14 protein-coding genes are annotated in these 14,397 nt (G+C 71.1%); all 14 read right to left on the minus strand.

Translation table 11 applies throughout. From position 1 onward, the window contains the following. Positions 1-49: 49 nt before the first annotated feature. The 14 genes from ELY19_RS20590 to ELY19_RS20655 all read right to left on the minus strand — a co-directional run bounded on the left by ELY19_RS20590 (position 50) and on the right by ELY19_RS20655 (position 14,362). Positions 50-805 carry a YebC/PmpR family DNA-binding transcriptional regulator gene (locus ELY19_RS20590; RefSeq protein WP_126198139.1) on the minus strand — a complete coding sequence of 252 codons (756 nt, stop codon included), beginning with the start codon at positions 803-805 and terminating at the stop codon, positions 50-52. A gap of 45 nt (positions 806-850) precedes the next feature. Next, on the minus strand, positions 851-2,233 hold the full coding sequence (locus tag ELY19_RS20595) for a WS/DGAT/MGAT family O-acyltransferase (RefSeq protein WP_164711740.1): 1,383 nt from the start codon (positions 2,231-2,233) through the stop codon (positions 851-853). A 37-nt stretch (positions 2,234-2,270) separates the two neighbouring features. Beyond that, on the minus strand, positions 2,271-2,876 hold the full coding sequence (gene pdxT, locus ELY19_RS20600) for a pyridoxal 5'-phosphate synthase glutaminase subunit PdxT (protein WP_126198144.1): 606 nt from the start codon (positions 2,874-2,876) through the stop codon (positions 2,271-2,273). Positions 2,877-2,903: 27 nt separating this feature from the next. Continuing rightward, on the minus strand, positions 2,904-3,728 hold the full coding sequence (locus ELY19_RS20605; RefSeq protein WP_126198146.1) for an acyl-CoA thioesterase: 825 nt from the start codon (positions 3,726-3,728) through the stop codon (positions 2,904-2,906). 20 nt (positions 3,729-3,748) lie between these two features. Next, positions 3,749-4,552 (minus strand): PP2C family protein-serine/threonine phosphatase, encoded by an 804-nt coding sequence (locus ELY19_RS20610; protein ID WP_126198148.1) that lies wholly within the window; start codon positions 4,550-4,552, stop codon positions 3,749-3,751. Further along, positions 4,549-5,895: an RDD family protein gene (locus ELY19_RS20615; RefSeq protein ID WP_164711665.1), complete on the minus strand. Its 1,347-nt coding sequence runs from the start codon at positions 5,893-5,895 to the stop codon at positions 4,549-4,551. The genes ELY19_RS20610 and ELY19_RS20615 overlap by 4 nt, the downstream gene beginning before the upstream one ends. A 96-nt stretch (positions 5,896-5,991) precedes the next feature. Continuing rightward, positions 5,992-6,840 (minus strand): pyridoxal 5'-phosphate synthase lyase subunit PdxS, encoded by an 849-nt coding sequence (pdxS, locus tag ELY19_RS20620; protein WP_232015648.1) that lies wholly within the window; start codon positions 6,838-6,840, stop codon positions 5,992-5,994. Between the two features lie 398 nt (positions 6,841-7,238). After that, positions 7,239-8,186, minus strand: coding sequence for a hypothetical protein (locus tag ELY19_RS20625; protein WP_126198155.1), 948 nt, complete (start codon positions 8,184-8,186; stop codon positions 7,239-7,241). A 163-nt stretch (positions 8,187-8,349) separates the two neighbouring features. Further along, positions 8,350-10,035 (minus strand): serine/threonine-protein kinase, encoded by a 1,686-nt coding sequence (locus ELY19_RS20630; RefSeq protein ID WP_126198156.1) that lies wholly within the window; start codon positions 10,033-10,035, stop codon positions 8,350-8,352. A gap of 9 nt (positions 10,036-10,044) precedes the next feature. Then, on the minus strand, positions 10,045-11,073 hold the full coding sequence (locus ELY19_RS20635) for an NUDIX hydrolase (RefSeq protein ID WP_126198963.1): 1,029 nt from the start codon (positions 11,071-11,073) through the stop codon (positions 10,045-10,047). 13 nt (positions 11,074-11,086) lie between these two features. Next, positions 11,087-12,211 carry a glycosyltransferase family 4 protein gene (locus tag ELY19_RS20640; RefSeq protein ID WP_126198157.1) on the minus strand — a complete coding sequence of 375 codons (1,125 nt, stop codon included), beginning with the start codon at positions 12,209-12,211 and terminating at the stop codon, positions 11,087-11,089. Then, entirely contained in the window at positions 12,211-13,149 is a 939-nt protein-coding gene (locus tag ELY19_RS20645; RefSeq protein WP_126198964.1) for a phosphatidylinositol mannoside acyltransferase, read from the minus strand. The genes ELY19_RS20640 and ELY19_RS20645 overlap by 1 nt, the downstream gene beginning before the upstream one ends. Then, on the minus strand, positions 13,149-13,808 hold the full coding sequence (gene pgsA, locus ELY19_RS20650; protein WP_126198158.1) for a phosphatidylinositol phosphate synthase: 660 nt from the start codon (positions 13,806-13,808) through the stop codon (positions 13,149-13,151). The genes ELY19_RS20645 and pgsA overlap by 1 nt, the downstream gene beginning before the upstream one ends. A gap of 2 nt (positions 13,809-13,810) precedes the next feature. Then, positions 13,811-14,362, minus strand: coding sequence for an HIT family protein (locus ELY19_RS20655; RefSeq protein ID WP_126198159.1), 552 nt, complete (start codon positions 14,360-14,362; stop codon positions 13,811-13,813). Between the last annotated feature and the right edge of the window lie 35 nt (positions 14,363-14,397).

Here is a 14,397-nt window from a genome sequence, read left to right on the forward strand (position 1 = left end):
CATTATTACCGCACAGTAGGGGCGATCCGATACGGCAATCTCAGGGCATTCAGTCCTCGTCGAGCTGGGCCAGGACCTCGTCGGAGATGTCGACGTTCGTGTACACGTTCTGCACGTCGTCGCTGTCCTCGAGCGCATCCACCAGCTTGAACACCTTGCGCGCGCCGTCGGCGTCGACGGGCACCTCGACCGAGGCGCGGAAGCCGGACTCGGCGGACTCGTAGTCGATGCCGGCCTCCTGCAGGGCGCTGCGCACCGCGACGAGATCGGTCGGCTCGGAGACGATCTCGAACTGGTCGCCCAGGTCGCTGATCTCCTCGGCGCCGGCGTCGAGCACCGCCATGAGCACGTCGTCCTCGGCCTGCCCGTTCTTGTCGAGCGTCACGATGCCCTTGCGGGTGAACAGGTACGCGACCGAGCCGGGATCGGCCATGTTGCCGCCGTTGCGGGTCATCGCGACGCGGACCTCGCCCGCCGCGCGGTTGCGATTGTCGGTGAGGCACTCGATGAGCACCGCCACGCCGTTGGGGCCGTAGCCCTCGTACATGATGGTCTGCCAGTCGGCGCCGCCGCCCTCTTCCCCGCCGCCGCGCTTGCGGGCGCGCTCGATGTTGTCGTTGGGGACCGAGTTCTTCTTCGCCTTCTGGATGGCGTCGTACAGCGTCGGGTTGCCGTCCGGATCGCTACCACCGGTCCGGGCCGCGACCTCGATGTTCTTGATCAGCTTGGCGAACAGCTTGCCGCGCTTGGCGTCGATCGCCGCCTTCTTGTGCTTGGTGGTGGCCCATTTGGAATGGCCGCTCATCGATCCCTCGATTCCGTTCGGGTGCGCTGTCTCAACCCTGCGAGTTTACGTGAAAGCCTTCTCCAGCTCCGACAACGCGTCCTCGAGGTGGTGGATGAGGCGCTGCACGTGCGGCACGGACGTCCGGCACGCGGTGATGCCGAACTCCAGATTCCGGTTGTTGGTGCAGATCGTGATGTTCACCGCCTGCCCCTCCCACGGGATGGACGCCGGGTAGACGCCGTCGAGGTGCGCACCGTTCCAGTACATCGCCTCGCGCGGCCCCGGCACGTTGGAGATGACCAGGTTGAACGGCGGCCGGGCGACGCCGCGGTACCCGGGCAGCATGCCCGGTGCGAGCCCCGCGATGTTGGCCGCGCTGAGCGCGAGCACCTGCAGCGGCGACAGCTCCCCCATCACCCTGCGGGCGGCGCGCACCGAGTCCTGGATCGCCGCGACCCGCTCAGCCGGATCGGTCAGGTCCGTCGCCAGGGTCGAGATCACCGCGCCGACGGCGTTCGACGTCGACTCCGCGCCCTCCTTGTGCAGCGATACGGGCACCATCGCGGTCAGCGACCGATCGGGCAGCTCGTTCAGCTCCAGCAGGTACGCGCGGAGGGCGGCGCCGCACATGGCCAGCACGATGTCGTTGACCGTGGCGCCGGCCTGCTGCCGGACCGCGTCGATCCGGTCGAGGGAGTACGACTGCGCGACGAACCGCCGCGCGCCGCCGATCGGGACGTTGAAGATGGTGTGCGGGGCCTGGAACGGCGCCTTGTAGTCGTGGTCCCGGATCGAGGTACCCGCGACCTTCATGGAGGCGGGGAGCATGCCCAGCACCTCCCCGGTCAGGCCGCCGATCTGCTTCGCCGCGCTGATCGGGTTGAACGGCAGGCCCGCCTTCGACGGTGCCGTGGCCGGCTCCGGCTTCCGGCGGCGCCCGAGTCCGGGCTGCCACACCACGCGGCCCTCGCGATCGTCGGGATCGGGCGAGAGGGCCAGCGTCATGTACCGCAGCGCGGAGACCCCGTCGACCAGCGAGTGGTGGACCTTCGAGTAGACCGCGAACCGGCCGTCCTCGAGTCCCTCCACGACGTGCACCTCCCACATGGGACGGTGGCGGTCCAGAAGGGTCTCGTGCCACAGGGACACCTGCTGGAAGAGCTCGCGGATGCGGCCCGGCTTCGGCAGGGCGGAGTGCCGGACGTGGTACTCGAGGTCGATCGAGTCGACCTCGGACCACCACGTGTTGCCGAGGATCCCGACGGGGTCCGCGGGCCGGCGGCCGAACTTCTCGCTGACCGCCGTGTGGTCGCGCATCGTCTCGACGACCGAGCGCACGAAGTCGGGGCCCGCGCCCTCGGGCGGAGTGAACAGCTGCAGGCCGCCGACGTGCATCGGATGCTCGCGGGACTCCGCCATCAGGAACATCGAATCGGTCACCGGCATGTAGCTCACGTCGCCACTCCCCTCTGCAGCGGCGGTATCACCGCCGCCGGACGATGTCCACGAAGCGACGGTGGATCCGCAGATCACCCGTGACCTCGGGATGGAAGGATGTGGCCATCGTCACACCCTGTTGAACAGCGACCACCGTACCCGCCGTCGCACCGGCCTCCGCGGGCACCCTCGCCAGCACCTCGACGCCCTCGCCGACCCGCTCCACCCACGGCGCGCGGATGAACACCGCCCGCACCGGGGCACCGTCGATTCCCGCGACGTCGAGGTCGGTCTCGAAGGAGTCCACCTGCCGGCCGAAGGCGTTCCGGCGCACCGTCATGTCGATCGCGCCGAGGCACCGCGCATCGGGCCGGGTGTCGAGCACCTCGGACGCGAGCAGGATCATGCCGGCGCAGGACCCGTAGGCCGGCAGGCCGCCGGCGAGCGCGGCCCGGAGCGGGTCGAACAGGTCGAAGACCCCCAGCAGGCGGCTCATCGTCGTCGACTCGCCCCCGGGGATGACGATGCCGTCGACGGCGGCCAGATCCGCCGGGGTCCGCACCGTCGTGGTGGCGGCACCGGCCGCCTCGAGCGCGTGGCGGTGCTCGCGCACGTCACCCTGAAGAGCGAGGACTCCGATCCGTACGGTCACGGAGAGCCAGCCTAAACGGCGGCGACGTCAGGCCCGGAAGCGGTGCAGGCCCTCCTGGATGACGACGGCCACGAGCGCACCGTCGCGGGCGAAGATCCGCCCGGCGGTCAGCGCCCGCCCGCCCCCGGCCGACGGCGACGTCTGGTCGTAGAGGAGCCACTCGTCGGCACGGAAGGGCCGCAGGAACCACATCGCGTGGTCCAGAGAGGCCACCTGGGTGTCGACACCCGGGTGCGCTACCCGCGCCGAGCCGAGGAGAGTCATGTCGCTCATGTAGGCGAGTGCACTGACGTGCGTGTTCTGATCGTCGGGGAGACGCTTGATGTGCCGGAACCAGACCTGCTGGTGCACGGCGCGGCCGACGTACGGAGCCGTCTCGTCCTGCGGGACGATGCGGATGTCCCAGTCGCTCCACTCCTCGAAGAGCCCGAGGCTCTCGCGCGTGGCATTGGGATCCTCGCGGGGGCTCAGCACGGTCTCGGGGTCCCGCGTCGGGGGCATCTCGTCCGCGTGCTCGATGCCCTCCTGGCCCGGGAGCTGGAAGGAGGCCGACATCGAGAAGATCGCCTCGCCGTTCTGCACGCCGTTCACGCGCCGGGTGCAGAAGGAGCGCCCGTCGCGGATGCGGTCCACGAGGAAGACCGTGTCCGCATCCGGGTTGCCGGGCCGCAGGAAGTAGCCGTGCAGCGAGTGCACCTGCATGGTGTCCGGGACGGTCTCGATCGCCGACCGGAGGGCCTGGCCGGCCACCTGGCCGCCGAACGTCCGGACCAGCACCGACGGTGCGTGGATACCGCGGAAGATGTCGCGGTCGATCTGCTCGAGACTCAGCAGCGCTTCGATGTCAGCCACGAGGGATGACTCTACTCAGGTCACCAGTCCGGATCGGTCGGTTCCGTGGTGGCGTCCACCACGATCACGGTCACGTTGTCGCGCCCGCCGGCGTTGAGGGCCGCGGCGACGAGTTGGTCGGCGCACTCGTCGATGGGGATGTCCGAGTCGAGGATCTCGCGGATCTCGTCGTCGGTGAGCTCGCCGTTGAGTCCGTCGGAGCAGACGAGCAGCTTCTCCCGCGGCTGCGCCGGCACGATCCAGAAGTCCGCGTCCGGTTCCATCCCCGCACCGAGGGCGCGGGTGATCACGTTGCGGCGCGGGTCGACGCGGGCCTGTTCGGGGCTGAGGAAGCCGCCGTTGATGAGCTCCTGGACCTGCGAGTGGTCGACCGTGAGTTGCTCGAAGTAGCCCTCGGCGAGGCGGTAGGTGCGCGAGTCGCCGATGTTGACCACCAGCCAGTGCGGTACGCCCTCGTAGGTGGTGAGCAGCACGCCGGTCACCGTGGTGCCCGCACGCTTGCCCGTCTCCGAGTCGATGGCCTCGATCGCGGCGTGCGCATCGCGCAGCCGGTCGACGACCTGCTCCATCACGACCTGAGCGTCCGAGGGCTCCGGGCCGAAGACCTCGGCCAGCGCTTCGAGCGCCGCTGCCGAGGCCACCTCGCCGGCGTCGTGGCCGCCCATGCCGTCTGCGAGCAGGAACATGCCCGGGCCGGTGAGCGCGCCGTCCTCGTTGGTCATGCGGACCCGACCGGGATTACTGATGGCGACCCACTTCATGGACACGCCGCCCTGCACTCCGTAGACGATCTCGGAGCGCGCCTCCCCCGCTTCCGTCGTCATCCGCCGAACACCTTGAAACTGCGCTGACCCATGTGCACGACGCTGCCCTTCTCCACGGCGTACCTGACTCCCTTGGTGAGCTCGGTCCACGAATCGCCGAAGGCGATCGCGGAACCGTTGGTCGAGCCCACGTCCTCCACCCATAGTTCACCGCGAGTGATACCGAACAGCAAGTGGGTCTTCGACACGGATGCGGTGTCGTCGACCAGGACGTGCTTCGTGATCTTCGCCGGGTCCGAGCCCTGGGGCAGGACCGGCTCGCGGCCGATGATCCCGTCGCCGCGGACGTCGACCGAGTGGCCGTCGTCGAAGCGCAGCACGATGGGCGCTCCGCCCGACGGTGCCGGGGCGCCCGCCGGACGGGGCTGGCCCTGCGGCGGCTGGGGCTGGCCCTGCGGCGGCTGACCGCCCTGAGGCGGGAGCGGCCGCCCGGCCGGCGCGCCCTGCGGCGGCTGGCCCTGGGCCGGTACGCGCGGCTGCCCGCTGGGGCCGGTGGGGCCGCTGGGACGCGGTGCGAACTGCTGGGGCGCCTGCGGTTGCTGCGGCGCCTGCGCGGGCGGCGGTGCGAAGGCCGCCGCCTGCGGCAGCCCCGTCGTCGGCTCGTCGCCCTCGGTGGGGGGCGGGCCGAACCGCGGCGGAACGGGCCGCAGCCCCGGAACGTCGTCGGGCAGCGGCGGCAGCGTCGGAGGCTGGAGCCGCTCGCGGGGCTCGTCGACCTCGACCACCTCGGTCGCCGCATCGGCGCCCACGGCGTCGACCCGGGTCTCGTCCGGCAGCGGGGTCGGGATCCGCTGCAGGCTGCTGTCGGATTCGCCGGTCACGAGGCCGCCGAGCGGGCCCGAGGGCGACTGCGCCGCAGCCCGGCGCGGGGTCGCCACGTCGGCGTCGTCGACGACCGTCGACTTCGATGCCTTCTCGTGGACGCCGCGACGGCCACCGTCGGCGAGGATGGACCAGGCGGGGAGGTAGACGAGCGGCGCCAGGACGTTGAAGACGACGGAGCGGATCGCGGACGCCGGAAAGCCGATCGGCGTGTGCGCATCGGCGTCGACCACCTTGATGCCCGCGAGCAGCTTGCCGGGGCTCGCCCCGTACAGGCCGTGCAGCACGATCGACGCGATGATCGCGACGGCGGCGCCGATGCCGAGGAACACCCAGCCCAGCTCGAGTCCGGCCGCGATGTTCACGATCAGGGCGACGGCGACGACCGCCGACGCGACGCACAGGTCCGCGATGTACGCGAGCACACGTAACACGTTGGGCGCCGCCTCCGCCTGCGGTCCGCCCAGGGACGTCTGGGCCCCGTACTCCTGGGTGGCCCTGGCCGTTGCTTGGTCTGACATCCTCCGCCTCACTGCTTCCACTTCAGTCCCGCGTCTGCCCGACACGCGCATCTCGACGCTAGCGCGAATCGTCGGACACCGGCGGGCGACATGCCGTTACCAGCCGCGTTCCGCCAGACGATGCGGCTGCGGGATGTCATCGACGTTGATTCCGACCATAGCCTCGCCCAGGCCGCGCGAGACCTCGGCGAGCTTGCCCGGGTCGTCGTAGAAGGTCGTCGCCGCGACGATCGCCTTGGCGCGCTGCTCGGGGTTGCCCGACTTGAAGATGCCCGAGCCGACGAAGACGCCCTCGGCGCCGAGCTGCATCATCATCGCTGCATCGGCCGGGGTGGCGATGCCGCCCGCGGTGAACAGGGTGACGGGCAGCTTGCCGTTCTTGGCGACCTCGACGACCAGGTCGTACGGGGCCTGCAGCTCCTTGGCCGCGACGTACAGCTCGTCCTCGGGCAGCGAGGTCAGGCGACGGATCTCGTCGCGGATCTTGCGCATGTGCGTGGTGGCGTTCGAGACGTCGCCCGTGCCGGCCTCGCCCTTGCTGCGGATCATCGCGGCACCCTCGGTGATGCGGCGCAGCGCCTCACCCAGGTTGGTCGCACCGCACACGAACGGCACGGTGAACGCGAACTTGTCGATGTGGTTGCTGTAGTCCGCCGGGGTGAGCACCTCGGACTCGTCGATGTAGTCGACGCCCAGGGCCTGCAGGATCTGCGCCTCGACGAAGTGGCCGATGCGGGCCTTCGCCATGACAGGGATGCTGACGGCGTTGATGATGCCGTCGATCATGTCGGGATCGGACATGCGGCTGACACCGCCCTGCGCGCGGATGTCGGCGGGCACGCGCTCGAGCGCCATGACCGCGACCGCACCGGCGTCCTCGGCGATCTTCGCCTGCTCGGGGGTCACCACGTCCATGATCACGCCGCCCTTGAGCATCTCGGCCATGCCGCGCTTGACGCGTGCGGTGCCGGTGACGGGTGCGGTCTGGGGATCAGTGGTCACTGATGGGTCTCCTCGTAGCTGGGACGTGTGGGGCTCCAGTATTCCCGATGACGGTGCGCGGTTTCGAGGCCGGGTCACGCCGTCGGTCCCGACGGTGGCGGCCGGTCGCCGCAGCGCTCCGCCGATCTGTCGCATCTACACTGGCGTCATGGGCGGAATGATTGCGGTGTATCCCTTCGTTCCGGCTGCCGAACTCGCGGTGGGCCCAGGATTCGACAGCCGGTCGGTCGAGGAGTTCGTGACGCCGCGCAAGCACCGATAGGCACCCGCGCATCACCGCTCACCGCGTAGGCGCGCGCCGCGGAAGGCCGTCCGCGGCTCCCGCGGGGGTTCTTCACTCGTCATCGGGTTGCAACCCCCGCGCGAATGGCGAACTCCCGCGGGAGGAGCTGTCGAGCAGCAGGCCGTGCGGACGGAGAGCGTCGCGGAGCTTGGTCCGGAGTCGATCCGGCTCGGCGCAGTCCCGCCCCCCAGTGAGTCGGCCACAGACCGCGCTCCATGAGCAGGGTGTCGCGCTTCAGCCGCGCATCGGCGTCGAAGCCCTTGGTCCGCTTACCCGCCCCGTCGAACTCCCCGACGACGGTCTCCCCGAACAGGAAGTCCACCCGAGCCTCGAGCGCGCCGGCGCGGTTGAAGAACTCCCGCTGCAGGACCGGGCGCGGGATCTCCGGCCAGGTCAGCATGAGTGCACGACTCCGCGATTCACCGACGGATTCGGACCGCCCATCAGCCTCCGGCAGCGCCGCCCGCAGCATGGCGATGCCCCGCCGCCGGCCGAGCCGATCCATCGCGGCGGCCAGCTCTCCGCGCGAGATCCCCATCCGTAGCGCCGCGTCCAGGGAGCAGACCGCCTGCTCGAACGTGCCCGCCAGCGCCAGATCGAGCGCGGTCCGCGCCACCGTCGTCACCGCAAGACCGTCGACAGCCGCGATGTCCTCCGCATCGAGTCGACGAACGTGCACGCGCCGGCGCCCGTCCCTACTCCCGCCGCGGCGACCGTCTCGAGTGAATTCGACGGTGCACCAGTCGAACGTGAGTACCTCCATGCCGTGCAGCGCGGCGGCCGCGGCATGGCTCAGCACCAGGTCGGCCGCGGATCGTTCCGCCGCGGACCTCGCGGAGAGCGCGAGTTCCACCCAGGGTTCGAGCTTCGTCCCCTGGTGGTAAGTCCCCCGCCAGACGCGCGTCATCATTCCCTCGTCGATCCACCGGCGGATCTGGCGATCAGTCGACCCCGTCGCCAGCATCTCCAGCCTGTGCTTGCGGAGAATCGACTCGCCATCGGACACGGATGCACCCCCACCTCGGCGCCCCCACGCCGACGTCCCCATCGTCCACGAAGGGCGACACGCGCGGGCCGGATCAGCGATGCCGAGACTCCCGCGGGAGTTCCTCACCGCCGCGGCGATTGCAACCCGATGATCGGTGAGAGGCCCGCGCGGGAGCCGTTCGTCACCGGCTCCAGAACGACCGGGCGCGCTCGGAGGAGACCGCCCGACCGTCGCCGCGGGTGATCACCAGACCGCCGGAGCTGACGGTGTAGATCGTGTCGTCCTTGTCCTTGCCCTTGGCGTCGCGGTTGACGGCGCGGAACGTCCCGTCGTCCCGGCGCGTGGCGCTGAGCGTGATGCCGCTGTTGTCGCCGGTGATCTGCGCCCCGCGGTAGGTGAGATCGCCGGCGGAACCGCAGATCACCACGCGAGAGCCACCGCCGTTGGCCTTGGAGGTGAGGAGCGCGAACCGCAGTGTCTCGCCGCCGGCGCACCGCGCGGGGCTGCCGACGAAGCCGTAGGCGTCGGTGCCCGGGACGGTGGGCGCCGACGTTTCCGAAGCCCCGGTCGGCACCGTGGACGTGTCGTCCGGCGAGGTCGGGGCGGTCGGTGCCGTCGCCGTCGGTGGTGCCACTGTCGTCGGGTCCGCGACCGTCGAGTCCCCACCCCGGACGAGCGCCAGGTATCCGACCGACAGGAGCGCGATCACCAGCACGGCGACCAGTGCCGCCAGCGCCCAGACGCGGCCGTTGCGCGCGGGGACTCCCGCCCCGGTGGCTCCGATACCCGCAACGGCGGTCGGGGCGGGACCCGGCGCCGGAGTCCTCGGCATCCCCACCGGGGGCTGGGCCGGCGTGGTGTGCCCGACCGGCGCGGGCGGCGGCGTCGGCCGGATCACCGTGGGACCGGATCCGGCGCCCGGGCCCGCAGGCGGACCGCCCGGCCCCGCAGGCGAACCACCCGGTCCCGCGGGCGGACCGCCCGACCCGGCGCCCGGTCGGATCGGGGCGCCAGGACCGGATGACGATGCCGGTCCGGTCAGCGCCGCTCGGAACGCAGCGGCGAACGACGCGTTGTCCGGGAAGCGGTCGCGCGGCTGTTTCGCCAGCGCCCGCTCGAAGACCGGGGCCAGCCCGGGCGGAATGCCCGCGACGCGCGTCGCGGGGTCGGGCACGGGTGCCTGGAGGTGCGCCATGAGCACGGAGCTGGGCGCGCCCGGGCCGTACGGCGGCGCTCCGGTGAGCAACTCGAATGCGGCGCAGGCGAGGGAGTACTCGTCGGCCCGGTTGTCCAGCGGGTTGCCCTCGATGACCTCGGGCGCGAGGTAGGCCATCGTCCCGACCGCGACGCCGGTCTCGGTCAGCGAACTGGCCTCGTCCGTCGCCTTGGCGATGCCGAAGTCGACCAGCTTCACGGCGACGGGCCGCCCCGGCCGCACGGGCGCGAGGAGGATGTTGCCCGGCTTGACGTCGCGGTGGGTCAGCCGGCGTTCGTGCCACGCCCAGTCCAGCGCACTGCCGACCTGATCGATCACGTCGGCCACCATCGCGGGCGGCAGCGGGCCACGGGTTCGCAGGTACTGGGCGGCGTCCTCGCCCTCGACGTACTCCATCGCGAGCCACAGCCGGCCCTCGTACTCGCCACGGTCGTGGATCGTGACGATGTTCGGATGCCGCAGCCCGGCCAGGATGTCGGCCTCCCGGAGGAACCGGGCGGCGAAACTCGGGTCGCCGCCCAGCTGGGGGCCGAGCAGCTTGAGCGCGTCCTGCCGTGGCAGCCGCGGGTGCTCGACGAGGAAGACCTCACCCATGCCGCCGGCACCGAGGCGGCGCACCACCCGGTATCCGGAGATCTCCTTCGGCTGCATCGCGCCTCCTTACTCGATCGCGACCGGCTCGCGCGGTACCTCCCCGGACGCGAACGCGTTCTGCACGTCGGGGATCAGGTCGGCGAGCGCCGCAGGGTAGACGGGGTCCGCGAGCACGCGGATCTCGTCGGGGGTGCACCAGCGCATCTCGTCGAGGGTGCGGCGCTCGAGGTCCGTCCAGCCCGACGGGGCCGGTTCGAACCGCTCGCACTCGACGGCGAAGAAGTACTCGACGGAGTCGATGACCTCGCCGTCGAACGAGAAGACGGCTTCGCGACGGAAGAGCGGGCCGACGAACGCCGAGGGGGCGAGCACGCGCCCCGTCTCCTCCCGTAGTTCGCGGGCGGCGGCCGCGCGCAGGTCCTCGCCGCGCTCGACTCCCCCGCCCACGGTGAACCACCAGTGCCCGGAGGGGCGGGCCCCGTCGGGCACGGGCTCGTGCCCACGGACCATGAGGACGGCGCCGTCGGGGTCGACGACGATGACGCGGGCGGAGACGCGCCGCTCGTCGTTCGCGGCGAGCAGGGCCGCGGGGAGGATCCCGCCCCGATCGACGATGTCGAAGTACTGCGGCATGGGTGCGGTACCGCCGAGGTGCAGCCAGCGCACGAACCGGCGGCCGCGCAGGGCGCGGGTGTCGCGCACGGCGTCGTTGTGGAAGCGGCGGGCCATGGTCACGCGGGTGTCGGCGTCGGCGATCTCGGCGACCAGTGACCGCGGCAGAGTCTCGATGTCGATGGCGCCGATCGCCGCCGAGAGCCGGTTCTCCATCGGCATCCGATCCTCGGGCGCGGCGTTCTCGGCGCGGTCGGCCGCGGCGCGCAGCGTCTGCCCCTGCTCGGGCGGCAGCGTCGCGGCGATCGCCCGCGCGACGGCGGACCGTCGGGCGAGGGCGGCGTCGAGCGCGGCGAGCGAGAGGTCGACCCGCACGTGGAGGCGGTCGAGGCGGTGCGCGGTCTGGTACGCGAGGGCCGCGACGATCAGCACGGCCATCGTGATGAGGCCGATGACGAGCACGGTGGTGGCGGTCAGATTCAGCACGGCTGCCCCCTCAGTCGTCGATCGACACGACCACGCCGGGCACGGCGACGGTCTCGTACACGCGGATGACCTGTTCGGCGACGACCGACCAGTCGTAGCGCCACACCACCTCGGAGGCGTGGGTGACCAGCTCGGCGCGGCGGAAGTCGTCGTCGAGCAGGTCGACGATCGTGCGGCCGAGGGCGGCACCGTCGCCGACCGGGAACAGGCGGCCGGCCTCGCCCCCGTCGAGGACGCGCTCGAACGCGTTGAGATCGCTCGCGACCACAGCGGTCCCGGCGGCCATGGCCTCGACGAGGACGATGCCGAAGCTCTCGCCCCCGAGGTTGGGCGCGACGTAGACGTCGGCGGAGCGCAGCGCGGCGGCCTTCTCCTCGTCGGTGACTGCACCCATGAGCCGCAGATGCTTCGCGTACGGCCCGGCCTCGCGCAGCAGCCTCTCCTCGTCGCCGCGGCCGATCACCAGCACCTCGACGTCGGGCTGCGCCTCGACGATGGCGGGCAGCGCCTCGAGGAAAACCGCCATGCCCTTGCGCGGTTCGTCGTACCGGCCCAGGAACAGCACGGTCTTACCCGGGCGCGGGTACCCGGGCAGCGGGTCGCCGTCGGCGAAGGCCCGCACGTCCACCCCGTTGGGGATCTCGATGGCGTCGGAGCCGAGCGATTCCATCTGCCAGCGGCGGGCCAGCTCGGAAACGGCGATCTTGCCGCGGATCTTCTCGTGCGACGGCCGCAGCACGCTCTGGAAGACCGACAGCACCAGCGACTTCTCGGTGGACGTGTGGAAGGTCGCGACGATGGGCCCGTCGGCGATCGCCAGCGCGAGCATGCCGAGGCTCGGCGCGTTCGGCTCGTGCACGTGGAGCACGTCGAACCCGCCCTTGCGAATCCACTTGCGCAGGCGGCCGAACGCTTTGGGGCCGAAGGAGAGCCGCGAGACCGAGCCGTTGTACGGGATGGCGACGGCCTTGCCCGACGAGACGGCGAAGTCGGGCAGCACCGTCTCCTTCGACGACGGCGTGAGCACGGACACCTGGTGGCCGCGGTCGATCAGCACCCGCGCCAGGTCCACGACGTGCGCCTGCACGCCGCCCGCGACGTCGAAGGAATAGGGGCAGATCATCCCGATCCGCATCAGCGCACCCCTGAGTCCTCGTCCGGCGCGCCTCCGGCCGACTCCCCCAGGATCCGGTCCCGGCGCGCCTGCGACCAGTCCGCCTCCCAGAGCGGCTGGAGCATGTGCCAGTCGGCGGGGTGCTCGGCGATGTTGCGTTCGAAGGCCTCCGCGAGCCGCTGGGTGGCGCTCGCGACGCCACCGGAGACGTCGATGGGGGCGTCGGTCTTGAAGCCCCAGGCGTCGCCCTCGTACCAGCAGTGCACGGGGAGCAGCGGCGCGCCGGTGTCGATCGCGAGCTTCGCCGGCCCCGCCGGCATCCGGGTGCGCTCGCCGAAGAAGGTGACCGGCACCCCGTGCCGCGCCAGGTCGCGGTCGCCGAGCAGGCAGATCGGGCGGCCCTGTCGCAGCCGCTCCGCGAGGGCGGGCATGGGCGGTTGCTCGCCGCCCGACAGCGGGAAGATCTCGAAGCCGAGCGACTCCCGGTACTCGACGAACCGGCGGAACAGTGACTCGGGTTTGAGTCGCTCGGCGACCGTGGCGAAGCGCCCGTAGGTCTGCACCAGCCACACACCGGCCATGTCCCAGTTACCGCTGTGCGGTAGTGCGAGCACCGCACCGTTCCCCGCGGCCATCGCCTCGTGCAGGCTGGGGACGTGCACGTACTGGTCCAGCCGGGACCCGAGCTCGGCGAGGTCCATGGCCGGCAGCCGGAACGATTCGCGCCAGTACCGCGCGTAGGACCGGGCGGACTCCTCGATCAGGCTCTGCGGCACCGCGTCCGGGGTGGTGCCGAGCACCCGGGCGAGGTTCTTCCGCAGCTGCGTGTTCTCGCCCCGGGCGCCGAGGCGTCCCCCCACGTCGTCGATGAGGAACTTCGCGGCGGACTCCGGCATCCGTTTGGCCACCGCCCAGCCGGTGCGGTAGGCGAGGTCCGCCGCCTCGTCGCGCAGGTCGATCACGCCTGGTCCTCCTCGTGCTGCGCCGCCGCCTGCGGCAGGGGCAGCAGGTCGGTGGCGCCGGGCGACCGACGCACGCTCAGCGCGCGTTGGAAGACGGTGACGATGCTGGTCACGGCGAGCAGCCACATCGCCAGGTGGATGGCCCACCACACGCCCAGCCCGGTGAAGCCCGCACCGACGAGCACGATGATGAGGCGCTCGGGACGCTCGATCCAGCCACCGTCGCCCTTGAGCCCGGAGGCCTCGGCCCGGGCCTTCGCGTAGCTGATGACCTGGGAGGTGACCAGGCAGATCAGGGTGGCGATCAGCAGGTTGTATCGGTTGTGCTCGGTGAACACGGCCCACCAGGCGAGTCCGGCGAAGATCGCGCCGTCGGCGACGCGGTCGCAGGTGGCATCGAGCCAGGCCCCGAACCGGGTGCCGCCGCCGCGGACGCGGGCCATCGCGCCGTCGAGCATGTCGAACATGACGAAGAACCAGATGACCATGGTTCCCCAGAACAGTTGGTCCGCGGGGAAGAGCCACAACGCCGCGGTCACCGAGCAGACGGTGCCGAAGAGCGTCACCGCGTCCGGGGTCAGACCGGTCCTGATCAGTACCTTCGCGATCGGATGGGTGACCTTGGAGACCGCCTCGCGACTGAAGATCGCCGACACTCCTAGCCCTCCTCCCAGGCCTTCGCCATCAGCGCCCGGGTCTGTCCGAGGAGCTGCGGCATCACCTTAGTGCCCGAGAGGACGGTGATGTAGTTCGCATCGCCCGGCCAGCGCGGCACGATGTGCTGGTGCAGATGCTCGGCGATCGAGCCCCCGCCGGAGCGCCCCAGGTTGAAGCCCACGTTGAACGCCGCCGGCCGGGAGATCCGCTTGATCACGCGGATGGTCTTCTGCGTGAGCTTGATCAGCTCGAAGGCCTCGTCGTCGGTGAGGTCCTCCAGCTCCGCGACCTGCCGGTACGGCACCACCATGCAGTGGCCGGGGTTGTACGGGAACAGGTTGAGCACCACGTAGCAGTGCTCGCCCCGGGCCACGATCAGGCCGTCCTCGTCGGCCAGCTTGGGGATCTCGAGGAACGCCGTGCTGCCCTCCGGGACGGGAGGGGAATCGACGAGGTAACGCATCCGGTACGGCGTCCACAGCCGCTCGATGGTCTCGTCACCGTCGCCGACCCCGAAGTCGGTGTGCGCGCCGCCGTCCGTGGCGTCCGTCATCGAATTCCTCTCCCCGTCTCGTCCCGCCGGTTCCG

The organism is Tsukamurella paurometabola (genome assembly GCF_900631615.1).
Lineage (GTDB): Bacteria > Actinomycetota > Actinomycetes > Mycobacteriales > Mycobacteriaceae > Tsukamurella > Tsukamurella paurometabola_A.